Annotated in this window: 18 protein-coding genes; 8 read left to right on the top strand and 10 right to left on the bottom strand. The window is 68.3% G+C overall.

Annotated elements, in window-relative coordinates; all coding sequences use genetic code 11:
- Nucleotides 1–35: 35 nt before the first annotated feature.
- From B0293_RS01900 to B0293_RS01880, 5 genes are read right to left on the bottom strand one after another with little or no spacing between them, the layout of a single operon-like run.
- Nucleotides 36–1,898, bottom strand: a complete 1,863-nt coding sequence (locus tag B0293_RS01900) for an HtaA domain-containing protein (protein ID WP_005156095.1) — start codon at nucleotides 1,896–1,898, stop codon at nucleotides 36–38.
- Between the two features lies 1 nt (nucleotide 1,899).
- Nucleotides 1,900–2,724: a hypothetical protein gene (locus tag B0293_RS01895; protein ID WP_005156096.1), complete on the bottom strand. Its 825-nt coding sequence runs from the start codon at nucleotides 2,722–2,724 to the stop codon at nucleotides 1,900–1,902.
- Nucleotides 2,721–3,551, bottom strand: a complete 831-nt coding sequence (locus B0293_RS01890; protein ID WP_005156097.1) for a heme ABC transporter ATP-binding protein — start codon at nucleotides 3,549–3,551, stop codon at nucleotides 2,721–2,723. Before B0293_RS01890 ends, B0293_RS01895 begins: the two co-directional genes overlap by 4 nt.
- Nucleotides 3,548–4,582 (bottom strand): FecCD family ABC transporter permease, encoded by a 1,035-nt coding sequence (locus tag B0293_RS01885; protein WP_005156098.1) that lies wholly within the window; start codon nucleotides 4,580–4,582, stop codon nucleotides 3,548–3,550. The genes B0293_RS01890 and B0293_RS01885 overlap by 4 nt, the downstream gene beginning before the upstream one ends.
- Nucleotides 4,579–5,670 carry a heme/hemin ABC transporter substrate-binding protein gene (locus B0293_RS01880; protein WP_039917551.1) on the bottom strand — a complete coding sequence of 364 codons (1,092 nt, stop codon included), beginning with the start codon at nucleotides 5,668–5,670 and terminating at the stop codon, nucleotides 4,579–4,581. Before B0293_RS01880 ends, B0293_RS01885 begins: the two co-directional genes overlap by 4 nt.
- A gap of 83 nt (nucleotides 5,671–5,753) precedes the next feature.
- Here B0293_RS01880 and B0293_RS01875 point away from each other — a divergent pair, with 83 nt between their 5' ends.
- The 5 genes from B0293_RS01875 (at nucleotide 5,754) to B0293_RS01855 (ending at nucleotide 10,035) form a co-directional block, all read left to right on the top strand.
- Nucleotides 5,754–6,266: a hypothetical protein gene (locus tag B0293_RS01875; RefSeq protein WP_005156100.1), complete on the top strand. Its 513-nt coding sequence runs from the start codon at nucleotides 5,754–5,756 to the stop codon at nucleotides 6,264–6,266.
- A gap of 226 nt (nucleotides 6,267–6,492) precedes the next feature.
- Complete coding sequence (locus B0293_RS01870) at nucleotides 6,493–7,116, top strand: superoxide dismutase (protein ID WP_005156101.1); 624 nt, start codon at nucleotides 6,493–6,495, stop codon at nucleotides 7,114–7,116.
- A gap of 90 nt (nucleotides 7,117–7,206) precedes the next feature.
- The gene (locus tag B0293_RS01865; RefSeq protein WP_005156102.1) at nucleotides 7,207–7,965 is read left to right on the top strand and encodes an arylamine N-acetyltransferase family protein; all 759 of its coding nucleotides are present in this window, start codon (nucleotides 7,207–7,209) and stop codon (nucleotides 7,963–7,965) included.
- A 217-nt stretch (nucleotides 7,966–8,182) separates the two neighbouring features.
- Complete coding sequence (locus B0293_RS01860; protein WP_005156103.1) at nucleotides 8,183–9,022, top strand: SDR family NAD(P)-dependent oxidoreductase; 840 nt, start codon at nucleotides 8,183–8,185, stop codon at nucleotides 9,020–9,022.
- Nucleotides 9,023–9,066: 44 nt separating this feature from the next.
- A complete protein-coding gene (locus tag B0293_RS01855; RefSeq protein WP_143254456.1) occupies nucleotides 9,067–10,035 on the top strand; it encodes a hypothetical protein in 969 nt (322 codons plus the stop codon).
- A 246-nt stretch (nucleotides 10,036–10,281) separates the two neighbouring features.
- Here B0293_RS01855 and B0293_RS01850 read toward each other — a convergent pair whose 3' ends face one another.
- Entirely contained in the window at nucleotides 10,282–10,797 is a 516-nt protein-coding gene (locus B0293_RS01850) for a hypothetical protein (protein WP_039917554.1), read from the bottom strand.
- Between the two features lie 157 nt (nucleotides 10,798–10,954).
- Between B0293_RS01850 and B0293_RS01845 the strand changes: the two genes are divergently transcribed.
- Together B0293_RS01845 and B0293_RS01840 are read left to right on the top strand one after the other, a co-directional pair.
- Nucleotides 10,955–11,548, top strand: coding sequence for a hypothetical protein (locus tag B0293_RS01845; protein ID WP_005156106.1), 594 nt, complete (start codon nucleotides 10,955–10,957; stop codon nucleotides 11,546–11,548).
- Between the two features lie 112 nt (nucleotides 11,549–11,660).
- Nucleotides 11,661–12,677: a hypothetical protein gene (locus B0293_RS01840; RefSeq protein WP_005156107.1), complete on the top strand. Its 1,017-nt coding sequence runs from the start codon at nucleotides 11,661–11,663 to the stop codon at nucleotides 12,675–12,677.
- Here the strand turns inward: B0293_RS01840 and B0293_RS01835 are convergent.
- From B0293_RS01835 to B0293_RS01820, 4 genes are all read right to left on the bottom strand, one after another.
- Nucleotides 12,674–13,111, bottom strand: coding sequence for a hypothetical protein (locus tag B0293_RS01835; protein WP_005156108.1), 438 nt, complete (start codon nucleotides 13,109–13,111; stop codon nucleotides 12,674–12,676). The two genes, B0293_RS01840 and B0293_RS01835, sit on opposite strands and share 4 nt — an antisense overlap.
- Entirely contained in the window at nucleotides 13,108–14,367 is a 1,260-nt protein-coding gene (locus B0293_RS01830; protein WP_005156109.1) for an MFS transporter, read from the bottom strand. The genes B0293_RS01835 and B0293_RS01830 overlap by 4 nt, the downstream gene beginning before the upstream one ends.
- Before the next feature lie 110 nt (nucleotides 14,368–14,477).
- On the bottom strand, nucleotides 14,478–14,909 hold the full coding sequence (locus tag B0293_RS01825) for a MarR family winged helix-turn-helix transcriptional regulator (RefSeq protein WP_005156110.1): 432 nt from the start codon (nucleotides 14,907–14,909) through the stop codon (nucleotides 14,478–14,480).
- Nucleotides 14,910–14,976: 67 nt separating this feature from the next.
- The gene (locus tag B0293_RS01820; RefSeq protein ID WP_005156111.1) at nucleotides 14,977–16,434 is read right to left on the bottom strand and encodes an NCS2 family permease; all 1,458 of its coding nucleotides are present in this window, start codon (nucleotides 16,432–16,434) and stop codon (nucleotides 14,977–14,979) included.
- An 80-nt stretch (nucleotides 16,435–16,514) separates the two neighbouring features.
- Between B0293_RS01820 and B0293_RS01815 the strand changes: the two genes are divergently transcribed.
- Nucleotides 16,515–16,742 carry a DUF2530 domain-containing protein gene (locus B0293_RS01815; RefSeq protein ID WP_039917556.1) on the top strand — a complete coding sequence of 76 codons (228 nt, stop codon included), beginning with the start codon at nucleotides 16,515–16,517 and terminating at the stop codon, nucleotides 16,740–16,742.
- The last annotated feature ends 367 nt before the right edge of the window (nucleotides 16,743–17,109 follow it).

Below are 17,109 nucleotides of genomic sequence, written 5' to 3'. Positions count from 1 at the left end.
AGTGTCGTTAGAACGACACTTACCACTCACGACCGCTACGCCGTCCTGCGCCTGACCACCAGCACCAGCGCCAGACCCACACCCAGCAGCACCAGACCGCCCAGCAGCCAGACGCCGCTCTCGACACCGGTCGAGGCCAGCGCCGAGTCCGGCCGGTACTTCACGTCCGGCACCAGATCGTCCGAGCCGGAGCCTGAGCCGGGACCCGCACCGGGCCCGGAACCGCCAGGCAGGTTCGCGCACGAGGCACCGAGTGTCACCGTCGCCTCGTCGAGCACCTCCCCGACCTTGTAGAACTTCGCGAACGCCTCCGCGTTGCCCAGGGTGACCTTGACCCCGGCGACGCTCAGCACCCCCGCACCCTCGGTGGTCTTCGCCGCCGCGAGGTCCAGCGCGGCGAGTTCGACGCCCGGCTGGCTGATGGGTGGCGACGGCGCCCCGCTGGTCGTCTTCAGTTCCACGTCGGCATAGAGCTTGCCCTTCCCCTGCGCCACGACCACTTTCGGCCGTCCGATCGACAACTCGAAGGAGTGGCTCGGATAGGTGAAGGTCACCTTGCCCCGGAACTGCGTGGTGAACTCGGTCGCCGACTTGTACTGAGCGTTGTCGAAGCCCCACCGGTAGGCCCCGCTCGGCGGACCCGTCCCGTCGATCTTGTCGATGTCGGTGATCTCGACACCGTCCGAAGCGGTGATCGCCGTGCCCGAGCCGATCGCGACGTAGCGGCGGAAGCTCTGTTTGAAGCCCCACAACAGGTTTCCCTGCTTCGCGGAATCCGGCGTGAGCACGCACGCCGAAGACGTCGTAGTGGCCGGAACCGAACTCGTCGGTGTCGAAGTGGGCACCGAAGTGGGCTGGCCGGACGTGGGCGCGGGGCCGCTCTTGCCCGGGAAGGCGATCCGACCCGCGTCGAGGACTTCGCCCTCGTTGTAGAACCCGGCGAACGCGCCCGCACCCTCCTTGGTCAGGCTCGCCGACTCGATGTCGACGACGACGTCGTCCCCCACCTGACGCGGCGCCTTCAGCTTGAGGTCGGCGAAGACGACGTCGGACAGCGCCCGCGTCTTTTCGGGAGCGGTCTTGGTCCCGTAGAAGGAATACCCGATCTTCGCGGTGAGCTTCCCGGTGCCGTCGCCCGCGATGGTGATCCGCGGGTCGGCGAGGGTGAAGTCCCAGATCATATGTGCTTCGAACGTGTACTTGACCTGACCGGTGTACGAGACCGAACCCTTGCCGGAGTCCCCTGTGGACGATCCGTACTTCCATTTGTACGGGAACGGCTCGACGTTCGGCGCCGAGGAATCCAGGGTCGCGCCGTTCGACGGCGTCACCGTGCCGCCGCCCCTGGTGATGTAGTTCCGCCAGGCATACCTGATCCCCCAGCCCAGACCGGCCGCGGTGTCACCCGGCCCGGGGTCCGGGTCGCCGATCCCGGTGAACTTCAGCGGCGTCGTGCTGTCCCAGGTGAGCGCCGGGGTGTCCCAGCCGAAGACGAAGACGCTGAACGGCTGCGTCTTGGCGCTGTAGGTCGTGCCACTCGCGACGTACTCGGCCTTGACCGTGACCGAGTACTCCCAGCTCCCGTCTTGTCCAAGCGGGATCTGGGTGCCGACGGCGTCCTTCTTGATCACGCGACTGACCTGGAAGTCCTTACCGGTGCGGTCGCGGACGTCGGCCTTGGCCGGGCCCACGCGCAGGCCGAAGCCCTTTCCGTCGTTGGCGGCAGGATCGAATCCGGTGCCCTTGACGACGATCTTCGTGCCGGCCGGATCGAGCCCGGTGCCCGGGGTCACGGTCACCTTCGGGGTGAACGGATCGGCGGCGATCGCCGGGGTGACGGCGATTCCGGCCACCAGCGCCGCACCGGCCAGCGCGGCGCCCCATCTTCGCAAGGACAATTCATTCACCTTCCGCGTTTCGGGTCCGCTTGCGGGCCCGGATCAGGGGGACGGCGAGCGCGGCGATCAGCACCACGCCCGCCACGACGGCGATCCACCACCACGAACCGGATTCCCCGCTCTGCGCGGCAGGCTGCACGGTCGGAGCCGGAGTCGCCGCGGGCGTTGAATCCACAGTGGACACAGGTGACGCCGAAGAGGACGCCGGCGCCGCGCTGGAGGAGAGCGGCGGCGCCGACGAAGTCGGCGGGGGTGGCGGTGCGACGGCCTGCGTCGTGGGTGCGTTGGGCACGGCGAACGTCACCGGGGTGAAGGTCTCGTTGTTCGCGTTGACCACGCCGTGCGCGCCGACCGTGATCAGTCCACATCGGACCTTGAGGCAGTCGACGTCGACGACCTTCCCGGTCCGGTCGGCGGCTTTGAACCGCGCGCCCGGGATCACGAGTTTCGCCGACCATGTCCCGTTCGCGGCAAGCTCGCCGTTGGCCGCGGACGCGGTGTCGCTGCCGGGAAAGGCGAGGAATCGCTGGAAACCGTTGTTGTCCTTGGTCTCCTTGTCCTTGACGTACCGATACGTCTCGCCCGCGGCGCCGCCCTGGCTCGGCTGCCACGCGCCGTCGGCGACCCAGCCGAACAACAGGTAGATCCCGCCGTACCCCTTCGGCACGGACTGGAATCCGGTTCCCTTGACCTGCAACGAAGTCGCGTAGTCCGGGTCCGCGGAACCCGGCGAGAAGGTCACGTCCGCGCCCGCCGCGGAGGCGGGCGAGGGTGCGGCGATCATGAGCAGCCCGGCTGCGACGGCCACTCTGGACAGCTGTTTCATCGGCGCTCCTCGGCCGCTCGGTGGGGCAGGACGATCGGTTTCCCGGTGCGGGGATGGGTGAGGACTTCCACGGGATGCCGGTAGACCTCGCTGAGCAGCGACTCCGTCAGCACTTCGGCGGGCGTGCCCTCGGCGGCGAGTTCCCCTTCCGACAGCACCGCGACCCGGTCCGCGTACGCGGCGGCGAGGCCGAGATCGTGCAGGACGACGAGGACAGCGTCCCCCGCCTCGGCCCGCGCTGTCGCGAGCGTCAGGATCTCTTCGCTGTGCCGGAGATCCAGGGCCGCTGTCGGTTCGTCGAGGAGCAGGACTCCCGCCCGCTGGGCGAGCACTCGCGAGAGCGCGGCCCGCGCCTGTTCGCCGCCGGACAACGTGGTGAACCGGCGACCGGCGAACTCGGTCATTCCCGTCGCCTTCAGCGCGGCCGCGATCTCGGTCTCGTCGAAGTCCTCGGCTTCCGTTCCCTCCCAAGGGGTCCGGCCCATCCGGACGACCTCGTCGACGGTGAACGGGAAGGTCACGGTGTTCTGCTGCGGCAGGACCGCCCGCAACCGCGCGAGTTCGATCCCGCTCCAGCCGCCCAGCTCCCTCCCCGCGACGAGGACACGCCCCGAATCCGGCCGGAGATCCCCGGCGAGCACGCCGAGCGTGGTGGACTTGCCCGCGCCGTTCGGGCCGACGACCGCGAGGACCTCACCGGCGTGCACCCGCAGAGAGACCTCACGGAGCAAGGTTTTACCGTCGACCGCATAGGAGACGCGATCGAGCTCGGCACCGTGTTCGGCGAGTTTCGGCAAGGCGTTGTCACGCCGGGAGAAGAACTTCACGCCCACCCTCCCGAACGCCGCCGGGTGCGCAGCAGGAGCCAGAAGAAGAACGGCCCGCCGACGAGCGCGGTCAGCATGCCGATCGGCAGATCCGCGTAGGTGAACAGGGTTCTGGCGCCGAGATCCGCCGCGGCGAGCAGCAGCGCGCCACCGAAGAGGCTCGCCGGGATCAGCACGCGGTGCCCGGGGCCGAGCAGCATCCGCAGCCCGTGCGGCACGATCAGCCCGACGAACCCGATGATCCCCGAATACGAAACGGCCGCCGCCGCCATCAGCGCGACGATCACGACCGCGCCGAGCCGCAGTTTCTCGACGTCCACGCCGAGATGCCGGGCCTGTCGTTCGCCGAGCGCGAGGAGGTCGAGTTTCCGGGACAGCGCGATCGACCCGGCGACCCCGACGGCGACCAGCGGCAGCACGGTCACGACGTACGGCCAGCGCGAACCGGCCAGCGATCCCAGTTGCCAGAACACGATCTGCTCGCGGGCGGCCTGGTCGGCGGAGAACATCAGGAACGAGATGATCGCCATCGTGACCGCGTTGACCGCGACACCGGTCAGGATCAGCGTGACCACCTCGGAGCGCCCGCGCGATCGCGAAAGCACGTAGACCAGCAGCGTCGTGACGAGCCCGCCGGCGAAACCCAAGGCCGGTGTGGTGAAAGCGCCGAAGAACGTCCAACCGGCCACAATGGACAGACTCGCGCCGACGGCAGCGCCGGACGAGACACCGACCACGGCCGGTTCGGCGAGCGGGTTGCCGAACACGCCCTGCATCACCGCGCCGCAGACCCCGAGCACCCCGCCGACCAGCAACGTCATCACCACGCGCGGGAACCGGACCTGCCACAGCGCGCCCTCGGCGAACGGGTCGAGCCGCGTTTCCGTGAGCCCGAGCCGGTCCAGTACCGAATCGAAGACCTGCGACAGCGGGATGCCGAACTGCCCGCTGCCCGCGGAGACGAGCGAGATCGCGACGACACCGGCGATGAGCACCGCGAACACGGCGGTCACCTTGAACCCGCGGTTCATCCGGCGGCGTCCGGGGCGTAGAGGGCCCGCGCCAGCGCGTCGAGCACCCCGGCCGTCAGCGGTCCGAAGCTCAGGATCTGCGAGTCCGCCATGTCGACGATGCGGCGGTGCTGCCCGGCGGGGGTCTGCGCCACCCCGGGCACCTGGAGCGCGCCGTCGACCCCGCCGACGGATTCGAGCCCCTTGGTCATCATGAGGATCACGTCGGGTTTGGCCTTGGCCAGCGCCTCCGGGTTGACCGGGTGCATCCCCTCGATCCCCGCCTCGGTGGCGACGTCGACCGCGCCGAGCGCGCCGATCAGCGAATCGGCGCCGGATCCCTTACCGAACAGGTGATACACACCCGCCTGCCCGCGCATGTACAGGAACACGACGCGGAGTTTGCGGGCCGGATCTGCGGGAACGAGCCTCGCGATCTCCGCCTTCTTGGCGTCGACGTCGGCCGCGAGCCTGGTGGCGAGCTTCTCGCCCGCTTCGGGCACGCCCAGCGCGGCGGCGACCTGGCGGACGAGGTCGCCGACGTTCTCCATCGAGCGTTTCGCGTCGACGACGACCACGGGCACGCCGGACGCGCGCAGCTGCAGCACGACGTCCCAGGGGCCCAGTGTCGTGTCGGTGATCACCACGGTCGGGCGCAGCGCGAGGATCGCTTCGGCGTTGAGCCGGTGGCCGTTCACGGTGACCAGCGGCAGCCGCGCGGCCGACGGGAAGCCGGTGGAGACGTCGCGGCCGACGACGTTGCCGCCGAGGCCGAGGCCGAACACGGTCGCGGCGAGCGTGCCGGACATGTCGAAGGCGAGGATCCGGCTGGTGTCGGTCACCGTGACCGGCGTGCCCTGGTGGTCGGTGATCGCCGCCGGGAGGTGCTGGACCTCCGGTTCCCCGCCGGTGATGTCCGCTTGCGCGAGCCTCGCGGTGCTCGGACCGGCGTGGGTTTTCGGCTCCGGCAAGGGCGTGACCTGCGAAAGCGGTCGCAGGTCGGCACCGGTTCCGGCCGCTTTCGTGTTCGCCGACGGCGGTGACGAGCAACTGCTGACAACGATGACGAGGAGCACGGCGATCGTGGGCAGCAACCCCCTTGACAACATTAGGTAAGGCTAACCATATTCACTCCTTGATAGGTAAGCCTTGCCTAAGGCTGTGACCTCCTTGTGATCGAAGGGAACTTCCCATGTCGAAGAGATCGGTCCTGCTCCGCGCCGCACTGGTCACGACCGCCGCGACCGCGGCCGTCACCGCGCTCGCGGCCCCCGCCTCGGCCGCGCCGGGCAGTGCGACCCACAACGGCAAGACCCTCTCCGCCTCCAATGCCACCGGACTCGCCGCAGCCGGCGAGACCATCACCGTCACGGGCAGCGGTTTCAACTCCGCGGAGGGTTACTACGTCGCACTGTGCGCCGTGCCCGAGGACTACAGCTACGGCACCAAACCGAGCCCGTGCGCGGGCGGCGACGGCCAGGGCGGGACCGGCGTCGGCCCGTCCGCCTGGGTCACCAATTTCCCCGGCGGCTCCTCGCCGATCGCCGCGAACGGCACCTTCACCACGCAGATCCGCATCGCCGAGGTCAACAACGGCCTCGACTGCTCGAACCCTTCGGTGACGTGCGCGATCATCTCGCGCCGCGATCACTTCGCCTCGAACGACCGGAACTCGGACGTCTTCATCCCGGTTTCCTTCTCCTGAGCCGAAAGTGCCATCGGCCCTCCTTCGATGACCGCCGTCACATCGCCTTGACCTCCAGCTAACTGGAGCTAGCAGGGTGGGTTTCAGGCAGTGGCCCCACCGGGTACTGCCGGTAAGAACGAGTCGTTCCACCTGGGGAGAAACGCGGCGCCCCCGGTCGCCGCAAACGGGTGAAGACGACTAAGTTCGTCCTTGGAAACTCGTGTCGAAGACAGAAGGAGGGCCGATGGCCCGCTACGTGCTCCCCGATCTCGACTATGACTACAGCGCCCTGGCGCCGCACATCTCGGGCGAGATCAACGAGCTGCACCACAGCAAGCACCACGCGACCTACGTCAAGGGCGCGAACGACACGCTCGACAAGCTCGCCGAGGCCCGCGAGGCCGGCAACTTCGGTGACATCGTCGGCCTGCAGACCACGCTGGCGTTCCACCTCGCCGGGCACGCCAACCACGTCGTGTGGTGGAAGATCCTCTCCCCGGAAGGCGGCGACAAGCCGACCGGCGAGCTGGCCGCCGCGATCGACGAGGCGTTCGGCTCCTTCGACAAGTTCAAGGCGCAGTTCACCGCGGTCGCCACCACCATCCAGGGCAACGGCTGGGCCGCCCTCTCCTGGGACCCGATCGGCAAGACGCTGATCACCCAGCAGCTGCGCGACCACCACAACAACCTGGTCCTGCCGACCACGCCGATCCTGCTGGTCGACGTCTGGGAGCACGCGTTCTACCTGGACTACAAGAACGTGAAGCCGAAGTACGTCGAGGCCCTGTGGAACATCTTCAACTGGGCCGAGATCTCCAAGCGGTTCGACAACGCCGTCGCCGGTGGCAACGGCCTGCTGCTCGGCTGACCTCCCGCCACGAATCGGGGCTCTTCCTTATCGGGAGGGCCCCTTTTCCGTTCTTGACCTCCAGCGAAGTCGAAGTGTCAAGGTGGTCGCATGGACGTCGCCGCATATCTCGATCGCCTCGGGCTGGACCACCCCGCCACCGCGGACGTCACCGCGCTGAGAGTGCTACAGGAGCGCCACCTCGCGGTGGTGCCGTTCGAGAATCTGAGCATCCACCTCGGCGAACCGATCGTCCTGGACACCGAGGCGCTGTTCGACAAGATCGTGCGGCGGCGGCGTGGCGGTTTCTGTTACGAGCTCAACGGGCTCTTCGCCGCCTTGCTGCGGGAGCTGGGTTTCGACGTCAGCCTGAAGGCCGCGAAGGTGTTCCGGCCGGACGGCACCCTCGGACCGCCCTTCGACCACGCCCTCGTGCGCGTCGAACTGGACGAACCTTGGCTGGCCGACGTCGGCTTCGGCCGGTTCAGCCGGTTCCCGCTGCGGCTGTCCGCCACCGAGGCGCAGGCCGACCCGGACGGCGAGTTCCTGATCCTCGACGCGCCCCACGGTGACATCGACGTCCTCCTGGACGGCAAGCCCCAGTACCGGATCGAACCGCGGACGCGGGCGCTGGACGAGTTCGTCCCGACGGCGTTCTGGCAGGCGACGTCGCCGGACTCGCATTTCACGCAGGGGCCGACCTGTTCACTGCCGGGCGGCCACGGCCGGGTCACGCTCGCGGGTGACAGGCTGATCGTCACGACCCACGGCGTCCGCGAGGAGACCAGGCTTTCGGGTGCTCAGGAGATCCTGGACGCCTACCGGAAGGAGTTCGGGATCGAACTCACCCGAGTGCCGGGACGGCCTTGACCGGATCGACGAGGTCATCGACCATGAACCCCCGGAATGAACGAAGCCCCGCCTCCGGGGGTGACCCGGTTGCGGGGCTTCGTCCGTTCCCGAACTGACTGCCGCTCCCACCACGAAGCGGACATGTATGAGGTTAGCCTAACCTCATCTGCTCGGGCAAGAGGTTCGCCTGAGAGACGCCGATCTCACCCTTACGAGTGACGGCACACTGGATCCCATGAGTCATCTGAGCGGTAAAGCCGTGGTGATCACCGGCGCCGGACAGGGTCTGGGCAGGGCTTTCGCCCATCACGCAGCTTCGCACGGGGCCGCCGTCGTCGTGAACGACGTGGACGGCGACCTCGCGCGGGAAGTCGCCGGGGAGATCCGGTCGCTCGGCGGACGCGCCGTCGCCCATGGACACTCGGTCGCCGAAGCCGGCTCGGCCGCCGCGCTGATCGATCAGTGCGTCACCGAGTTCGGCACGCTCGACGGCCTGGTCAACAACGCCGGCGTCAACTACCGCGCCGACCCGTGGGCGGACGACCCGGTCCGGATGCGCGAAGTGGTCGAGGTCAACGTGCTGGGCACGCTGTTCTGCGGGACCGCGGCGGCCGGGGTGATGTGCGAGCGCGGCGGCGGCGTGATCGTGAACGTGGGCTCCGGCTCGATGATCGGCCAGCGGCGCGCGGCCGCGTACTCGGCCTCGAAAGGCGCCGTCGCCTCCATGACCGCCTCCTGGGCGGCCGACCTGGCCGAACACGGCATCCGGGTCAACGCGATCGCGCCGGTGGCCTGGACGCGGATGGCCTGGAAGGACCCGAGCGTCGTCCAGACCCCGGAGCACACGCCGGACCGGGTGGCCCCGCTGGTGACGTACCTGCTCAGCGATCTTTCGGCGGGCGTCACCGGGCAGATCCTGCGGTTCCGCGGCGACCTCCTCTGCGTCCTCCGGCAGACCGCGATCAAGGATCCGGTCCTCGAACGGGACGCGTGGACCGTCGAAGACATCGCGGACGCGGTGGGCGGCGAGCTGCGGGAGGCGTTGGAGCCGCCTCCCACGTCCAGGTGGAAGTGATCGTTCCGCGTCCCTGACCGGCGCTTTTGGGTTAGCGTGCGCGCGTGACCACATGGGGTGTCAAAGGTTTAGTGGCGTTCTTGATCGCCGGGCTCTGCGCCGGGTGCATGGCGAAGGTCCCCACCTACGAAGAGGGACTCGGGCCGAAGGAACTGCCGAAGGAGTGGCCGACGGCGAACGGCCGCCCGCTGCGCCCCGTGCCGATGCCGTCCGGCGAGTTCCTGCTGGCGCTGCCGAAGGAGACCACCGCCCAAGTGCTCTGCCAGGCGACCCCGGAGGAGCGCTGGAAGCGGCTGATGGGTGGCGACGTCGCACGTGAGGTGGAGAACGGCGAGTCCTGCCATGCCGTCGGCCTGGACAGCTGGGTGCGGATCACCTTGAACCGGACCGGTGTGGCCGACTCGATCGGGCTGGGCACTCGCAAAGAGGTGAGCATCGCCGGACACCCGGCGACGGTCGTCGTGGGCAGCTCACCGTCCCTTGTGGAGGTCAAGCTCGCCGACGCGCGTGTGCTCCGGCTCGAGACCAGCTGGACGCGGGTCCCGCCGCGGCAGGACCAGAGCGAAGGCCTGCTGCTCGGGCTGACCGAGTCGGTCCTCGACGGCGCTTTCGCTCCCGGTCCGAAGCTGCCCGCCGCCGACAAGCGGGACGTCATCGAACGGAAGGCCGTCGAACCGGGCGCGGGGATCGTCGACGCTCCGCTTCCGGAGATCTCGTGGAAGTTGTGCACGCAGCTCGAGCGGGCGATGGGGCTTCCCGCAGGAGCCGCGGAGCCGTACAGCGACGGGAAGTGCACGACGTCATCCGTTCGGGTCGAGAACACCGCTGTCCGTTCTGAGCTCCGTGGCGACCCGGTGGCCGGCCGTCCCGCCTCGGAGAGCTCCGGGGAGCTGAGCGTTCTGCTGACGGACAACGGTTCCGGGCAGGGGCTGAAGTTCTCGTGGAGCGGCGGCACGAAGGCGGTTCTGCGGGAACTGGCGGAGAAGGTGGTGCGGCCGCTGCTGGGCTCGTGAGTGATTCGGGTCGTTAGAGCCAACCGGGTCTCAGCTACCTACTGGGTTCTGGCTGCGGTGGGTCGTAGGTCCGGTCCGTGAAGGCCTCCTTGAGGGACCCAGGGTCCCTCAAGGAGGCCTTCACGGACTTGGAGGTCGTCCCCGTGCACCAGCGGTTACCGCGGTAACGCGGGCGACCAAGGTGCCGCGCCGTAGTCGGTCAAGGGGGTCGTGAGTGGTAAGTGACGTTAGAACGACACTTACCACTCACGACACCTGACCACGGCGCCGGTGGTAGTGCCACGTCACGACGGCGAGCAGCGGTCCCCAAGACAGCAGGGGCAGGTAGACGGCGGCGATCAGCCAGTCCGCCCAGGGCTCACCCGCCATGTCGGCGTTGAAAGTCGTGTAGACGAACAGCGCGGCGTAGATCGTCGTGGCCAGGACTCCGAGCGAGGAGACCACCACGACTTTGCGTGCCGAGACGGTTTTGCCGCCCACGAAGGGGATCCAGCGCGGCCAGGTCTCGCCCCACGGCTGGATGAGGCCGAGGGCGAGGAAAGCCACGGCTTCGGAGAACACCGCGAGGAACACCAGGTAGAGCGATCCCCATCCGGGCGTCTTCATCGCGTCCATTTCGGACTGCGCCAGCCCGAACGGGATCCCGACGGCGAGCCCGAGTCGCCAAACGCCGGACGGGATGTTCACCAGGGCGACGGTGTGGGCCGACCACTTCGCCCACCGGGGCACTCCAGGAACGCTTCGGAACGCTGTGCTGGTCATGTCTTGAAGCATCGTCGGACGCTCTTCGGATCGGCTCCCTCTGGCGATCCTTCGTGCTCCCCCGCGAGAGGGGCCGGCCGTCGGCTTTTGCCTGTGCGCAAGGACGTCACACTCGGCCGATGATCTTCTTGTCGGTCCTCTCCGGAACAATGACCTGATGACCAGCCACGTGTTCGTCGACGAGAGCAAGGAAGGCGGCTACTTGGTGACGGCCGCCGCCCTGCTCTCCGGCGACCTCACGTCGGCCCGGCGCGCCATGCGAAGTCTGGTACTGCCGGGGCAACGCCGTCTGCACTTCACTCATGAAAGCGACGGGCGCCGGAAGCGCATTCTCGACACCATCGCCGATCTCGGGCCGGTGGCGAGAATCTACGACGCGTCCGCGCATCACCGACGTCGTCAGCGCGAGGCCTGCCTTGATGTACTGATCGAGGATCTCGCGAGTGCCGGGGCGCGCATGCTCGTCCTGGAGAGCGACGAGTCGATCGTGGAACTGGACCGGAAGACGCTCTATCGAGCAGTCCGGCAGCACGGGTGTCACGACGTCCTCGAATACCGGCATCTACGCGCGTTCGAAGAGCCTCTGCTCGCCGTTCCGGACGCTCTGGCCTGGTGCTGGCAGCGTGGCGGCCAGTGGAAGGCGCGGGCGAGGGAAATGGTGGAAGAGGTCAGGACCGTATGGTCCGGATACGCGAAACCCGGCCCACCCACCGTCCGGAAGGCTGCCGGGTCCACTTCACCGGTTTACTAACCAGCGCTGTCCGAAGTCTACCGCAACCCCTCTCGCGGGCCCACCCTCCGGATCCACCCATCGGGTTGGCGTTTCGCCGGACAGCGGGCCTCCGAGGAGCTAGCTTCACCTCGTGGCCACCCCGAACGACTACCGCGCCATCGCCCGCAGGACCGACCGTCCGATGTGGATCTGGGCGGGCTGCGCGCTGACCAGTGTCCTGCTGATGTTCGGCGTGGGCATCTTCGTCGCGATCACCCTGCTGAACAAGGACGACACCGGCGCGGAAGCCAAACTCCCCGAGGTCTGGCCGTCCAAGCCCGAGAACGCGCTCCGGCCGGTCCCGATGCCGACGGGTGAGATGGTGGCCGCGCTGACGGACGAAACCGCCGCGCAGGTGCTGTGCCAGGCGATCCCGGAGCGGCGCTGGGAGGAGATCCTCGGCGACCGCACGCTCCGGGAGGCGGGCAGGGCCTGTCACGCGGTCACCACGCAGCTCGACGTCAGCGCGCAGATGATCCCCGCGCTGCCCGAGGACACGAGCCGGGGCGCGCCCGTCAAGACCACCGTCGCGGGCAAGCTCGCGCTCATCGCCGCCGACAAGGACGGCACCAGGCTGAGCGTCGAACTCGTCGAAGTCGCGCCGCACAACGGCGCCTCGCCGGTGCTGCTCGTCTCCTTCCGTGGCAGGACCATCGACACCCCCGAGACCGAGAGCAAGGCGAGGGCACTCGCCGAAGCGTTGATCGCGGGCGCGATGCCGCCCGGTCCGTCGTTGCCGAAAATCGGCGAGGACGGCGAGATCGCGCCGCAACAGGTCGAAGCCGGGCCGCTCAAGGACAAACCGCTCCCGGTGATGTCCTGGCTGCTGTGCGGAGAACTCGGCCGCGCGCTCGGCGTCCCCGCTGACAAGGCGAAACCGACCTTCTTCGCCTCGTGCGTACTGAACGGCGTGACCGCGGACTACAGCGAGTATTCCGCGGTCGTCTCCCCGACCACGACCATCGCCGGGCTGCCCGCCCAGGTCGACGAGCGGGGCGTCATCGTGCAGCTCACCGACGATCCGGACGGGAAGACGCTGAAGTTCAAGGGCACCGGCGATCTCCAGGCACTCGCCGAGAAGATGGTGCCGCCGCTGCTCGGGCGCTAGGCGCGGTAGTTCGACAGCAGATCCCGAAGGAGGGTCTCGTACGCCTTCCGCTCGAAACGAGCGCCGGTGAACTTGTACTCCTCGGAGTCCTCGAAGGGCTCGTAGTCCGTCTGCCAGCCGAAAGTCCGCCACTCGACCACGTCGTCGCCGAAGACGACCTCGACGCTGTAGGCCCCGCAGCCGAGATCACCGCACCGTGGGCAGAACACCAACGCGACCCGGCCGTCGTCGAAATCGCCCGGCAGGTCGCCCAGCAGCCGTGACAGCGTCGCGACTGCGGCCTCGCGCCATCCGTTGCCGTCCAGGAACAACGGCGTCTGATGCTGTGTGGGAACCAGATCGCGCAGCGCGACGCCGTCGATCGTCCAGTCCAGGGACCGGGCCCCACCGTCGTTCCACCGCGTCACCGGCGGTTCGACACCGAGTCTGTTCACACTCGCTCCCTCTTCAGCACGCGCAGCCCGTTCCCGAACCGCCGCACCGGCAAGCTCACCCCGCCGCGCCGGATCAGCACGACAGCGCAGGCTACCGCGGCGAGCGCCGAGATCGCGCCGCCGATGTAGAACGGCGAGCGGCCACCGAAGGCGTCGGCCATCCAGCCGGTCATCGGACCGCCGATGGGATTGCCGCCGATCAGCACCAGCACGTACAGGCCCATCACGCGGCCGCGCATCTCCGGGCTGACCGCGGTCTGCACCAGCGCGTTCGCCGTGTTCAGGAAGGTGATCGTGGCGAAGCCGAGCGGGATCAGCGCGAGGCCGAAGGTCAGGTACGTCGGCATGAACGCGGTGATCACCTCGAACGCGCCGAGCAGGAAAGCCGAGACCAGCAGCAGCCGCACGCGGGGACCGCCGCGGGTGTTGCGGCGGGCCGACATCAGCGCGCCGGTGAAGGTGCCGACGGCGACCAGCGTCGACAGCAGGCCGTAGCCGTCGGCGTTGGTGTGGAAGACGTTCGCGGCGACGATCGGCAGCGAGGTGAAGTACGTGATGCCGAATGTGCTCACGAAGAACACCAGCACCATCACGGTCATCAGGTCGCTGCGCCGCCGGACGTAGCGCAGCCCTTCGACGAGCTGCCCCTTCTCGCGCGGGATGGCCGGACCGCGGAAGAGCTTGTCCGGGTTCATCATCACCAGCGCGGCGATGACGGCGCCCGTGCTCACCGCGTTCGCCATGAACAGCCAGCCGGTACCGACCCAGGTGATCGCGAAACCCGCGATGGCCGGGCCGACGATGCGGGCCATGTTGAAGATCGAGGAGTTGAGCGCGACGGCGTTGGTGACCTTGTCCCGGCCGACCATCTCGGCGACGAACGACTGCCGCGCGGGCACTTCCAGCGAAGCGGTGCAGCCCAGCGTGAAGCAGAGGAGGTAGACGTGCCAGAGCGCCGCGATCCCGCTCAGATCGAGCGCGCCGAGGACGATCGCCTGCGCCAGCACGGCGATCTGGATGCCGATCAGCAGCCGCCGCTTGTCGACCCGGTCGGCCAGCACCCCGGCCCACAGCGAGAGGAACAGCGTCGGCGCGAACTGGAGCGCGACCGCGACGCCGAGCGCGATCGGGTCGTTGCCGCTGAGGGTGAACACCAGCCAGTCCTGCGCGATGCGCTGCATCCAGGTGCCGATGTTCGAGATGACCTGGCCGGTGAAGAAGAGCCGGTAGTTACGGACCTTCAGCGAGGAGAACATGCTCCCGCGCGGCTTCTCGCGCGCGGGCGGGGGCGGGGGCGGAGCGGGTTCCCGGGTAACGGTGGTCTTGGAAGGACACTCTGTTTCGTTACCCGTGGTCGTCACCGCTGTTAGTTCCCCGCCATCCTGTCGATGATCTCGGCGGCGCGAGAGAGCACTTCACGTTCCTCGGCGCTCAACTCCGCCAATTGCTTGTCCAGCCAGATCTCCCGCGCGGTGATCTGTTCGACCACGTAGGCCCGGCCGCGGCCGGACAACTCGACGATGGCCTGGCGGCCGTCCGTCGGATGCGGCCTGCGCTCGACGTAACCCATCTCTTCGAGCGCGGCGATCACCCTCGTCATCGAGGGCGGCTGGACGCCTTCCTTCGCGGCGAGCTGGCCAGGGGTCAGCGCGCCGCATTTGTGCAGCGTCGACAACGCGGAAACCTGGGTCAGCGAGATGCCGTCACCGGCACGCTGGGCCCTGAGCCGTCGATTGAGCCGCACCACCGCGAGACGCAGGCGGCTCGCCAATGAGCGCTCGTGCGTGTCTCCGGACATATAGTTAGCATACCTCACGATCGGATCATCGGCCCGTGAGATCGCCCACGGGTGACATAACCGCTGGTCAGTTGAACGCCGCTTGGATCGGGCCGACCGCGAAGTAGGCCACGAACATCGCCGCGATGGCCCACATCAGCGGGTGGATGCCCTTGGCCTTGCCGGACACCGCGCGGAGCACGACGTAACTGACGAAGCCGGCACCGATGCCGTTCGCGATCGAGTAGGTGAACGGCATGACCACGATGGTCAGGAACGCGGGCAAGGCCACGGTGAAGTCGGCGAAGTCGATCTCCTTGACCTGGCTCATCATCAGCGCGCCGACGACGACCAGCGCCGGGGCGGCGGCCTCGACCGGGACCACCTGATAGAGCGGCGTCAGGAACATGGCCGCGATGAAGAGCACGCCGGTGACGACGTTCGCGAGCCCGGTCCTGGCGCCCTCGGCGATCCCGGACGCGGATTCGACGAAGACGGTGTTCGAACTCGACGACGCGAAACCACCCGCCACCGCGGCGGTGCCGTCGACGAACAACGCCTTGCCGACGTTCGGCAGCTTGCCGTCCTCCGGGAGGAGGCCGCCCTCCTTGGCCAGCCCGGTCATCGAGCCCATGGTGTCGAAGAAGTCCGCCAGCACCAGCGTGAACACCAGCAGCACGACGGTGATGATCGGCAACCGCGTCCAGGCGCCGAAGGAGACTTCACCGACGAGCGACAGGTCCGGCAGGCCGAGGACCTGATCCGGCAGCGCCGGGTAGCCGAGGTTCCAGCCCAGCGGGTTGACGCCCTTCGACGGGCCGACCTTGGTGATCGCCTCGACGACGATCGCCAGCACGGTCGAGGCGAGGACGCCGATCAGGATCGCGCCCTTGACCCGCTTCGCCACCAGGATGCCGGTGACCAGCAGGCCGACGACGAACACCAGCGTCGGCCACGACGCGATCGAGCCGTCGATGCCGAGCCCGACCGGCACGGTCGTCTTCGCGTCGTCCGGGACGCGGCGGACGAATCCGGCGTCGACCAGGCCGATCAGGCAGATGAACAGGCCGATGCCGACGGCGATGGCCGATTTGAGCGGGGCGGGCACGGCGTTGAACACCGCGGTCCGGATCCCGGCGAAGACCAGCAGGACGATGACCAGGCCCTCGATCACCACCAGGCCCATCGCCTCGGGCCAGCTCATCTGCGAGGCGAAGGTGACCGCGATCAGGCTGTTGATGCCCAGTCCGGTGGCGATGGCGAACGGGTAGTTCGCGACCAGCCCCATGACGATGGTCAGCACCCCGGCGACCAGCGCGGTCACCGCCGCGACCTGCGGTACGGGCAGGATGTTGCCGAGGACGTCCTTGTGCGCGCCGGCGTCGTCGGCGGAGAAGCTGCCGATGATCAGCGGGTTGAGCACGACGATGTAGGCCATCGTGAAGAACGTGACGACGCCGCCGCGGATCTCCCGCCCCGGTGTCGAGCCGCGCTCGCTGATCTTGAAGAACCGGTCCAGTGTGGACCGGGTGCGCTGCTCCGCCATCGCGTACCACCCTTCGCCCGTTGCCGGGTACCCTTCCCCACGTGGGCGAATCGATCAATTCCGGGGAAGTAAACGGTTCATTGCGGCCAACGCCGGAGCTGCCGAAGCGGCTGACCGACCTGACGCCGGTCGTGATCGTAGGTACCGCGCTCTGGGCCGTCGCGACCGTGGTCCTGTTCTTTGTGACCGACGGCATCTGGGTGCAGACGGCGTTCTCCGGCCTCGTGCTCGGCTTCATCGGCCTCGCGATCATCGCTTGGCAGCGCGCCGCCGCCCGGCGCGGCTCGAAGAGCGCCCAACGCCTCTGAGCTCTCGCGTTCAGCGCCTCTGGGTTTCCCGCGCTTCGTCCCTGTGAGGTGCCCGCCGCCGGGGGTAGGTGGCCTCTTGGGGATGTTGCGAAAGCCACTTTCGCAACCTTCAGTGTTGTGAAAGTGGCTTTCGCAACGCCTCCCACCGGCCTCCCCGGGGCCGCCCGGTGTCGCGAAAGCCACTTTCGGGACGTCTGATGCCTCGAAAGTGGCTTTCGCGACACCGGAAGCCGGAGCGCGGGTGAGTGCGGCAACACGACACCTTTGCCTTACCTCTCAACGAGCTCCCGCATTCAGCGCCACTGGGTTCCCCACGATCAGTCACCTACTTGCGATGCTCGCGGAGCGCACACATCGCAATTAGGTG

Source organism: Amycolatopsis azurea DSM 43854, assembly GCF_001995215.1.
GTDB lineage: Bacteria > Actinomycetota > Actinomycetes > Mycobacteriales > Pseudonocardiaceae > Amycolatopsis > Amycolatopsis azurea.
The sequence above is the reverse complement of the archived record's forward strand: the minus strand, read 5'-3'. Positions and strand labels throughout refer to the sequence as shown.

Bases quoted from the DNA above. Each gene is read 5' to 3' on its own strand.
- B0293_RS01895 (WP_005156096.1), bottom strand. From the start codon at position 2,724: ATGAAACAGCTGTCCAGAGTGGCCGTCGCAGCCGGGCTGCTCATGATC.
- B0293_RS01885 (WP_005156098.1), bottom strand. From the start codon at position 4,582: ATGAACCGCGGGTTCAAGGTGACCGCCGTGTTCGCGGTGCTCATCGCC.
- B0293_RS01880 (WP_039917551.1), bottom strand. From the start codon at position 5,670: ATGTTGTCAAGGGGGTTGCTGCCCACGATCGCCGTGCTCCTCGTCATC.
- B0293_RS01875 (WP_005156100.1), top strand. From the start codon at position 5,754: ATGTCGAAGAGATCGGTCCTGCTCCGCGCCGCACTGGTCACGACCGCC.
- B0293_RS01870 (WP_005156101.1), top strand. From the start codon at position 6,493: ATGGCCCGCTACGTGCTCCCCGATCTCGACTATGACTACAGCGCCCTG.
- B0293_RS01865 (WP_005156102.1), top strand. From the start codon at position 7,207: ATGGACGTCGCCGCATATCTCGATCGCCTCGGGCTGGACCACCCCGCC.
- B0293_RS01860 (WP_005156103.1), top strand. From the start codon at position 8,183: ATGAGTCATCTGAGCGGTAAAGCCGTGGTGATCACCGGCGCCGGACAG.
- B0293_RS01850 (WP_039917554.1), bottom strand. From the start codon at position 10,797: ATGACCAGCACAGCGTTCCGAAGCGTTCCTGGAGTGCCCCGGTGGGCG.
- B0293_RS01845 (WP_005156106.1), top strand. From the start codon at position 10,955: ATGACCAGCCACGTGTTCGTCGACGAGAGCAAGGAAGGCGGCTACTTG.
- B0293_RS01830 (WP_005156109.1), bottom strand. From the start codon at position 14,367: ATGTTCTCCTCGCTGAAGGTCCGTAACTACCGGCTCTTCTTCACCGGC.
- B0293_RS01825 (WP_005156110.1), bottom strand. From the start codon at position 14,909: ATGTCCGGAGACACGCACGAGCGCTCATTGGCGAGCCGCCTGCGTCTC.
- B0293_RS01820 (WP_005156111.1), bottom strand. From the start codon at position 16,434: ATGGCGGAGCAGCGCACCCGGTCCACACTGGACCGGTTCTTCAAGATC.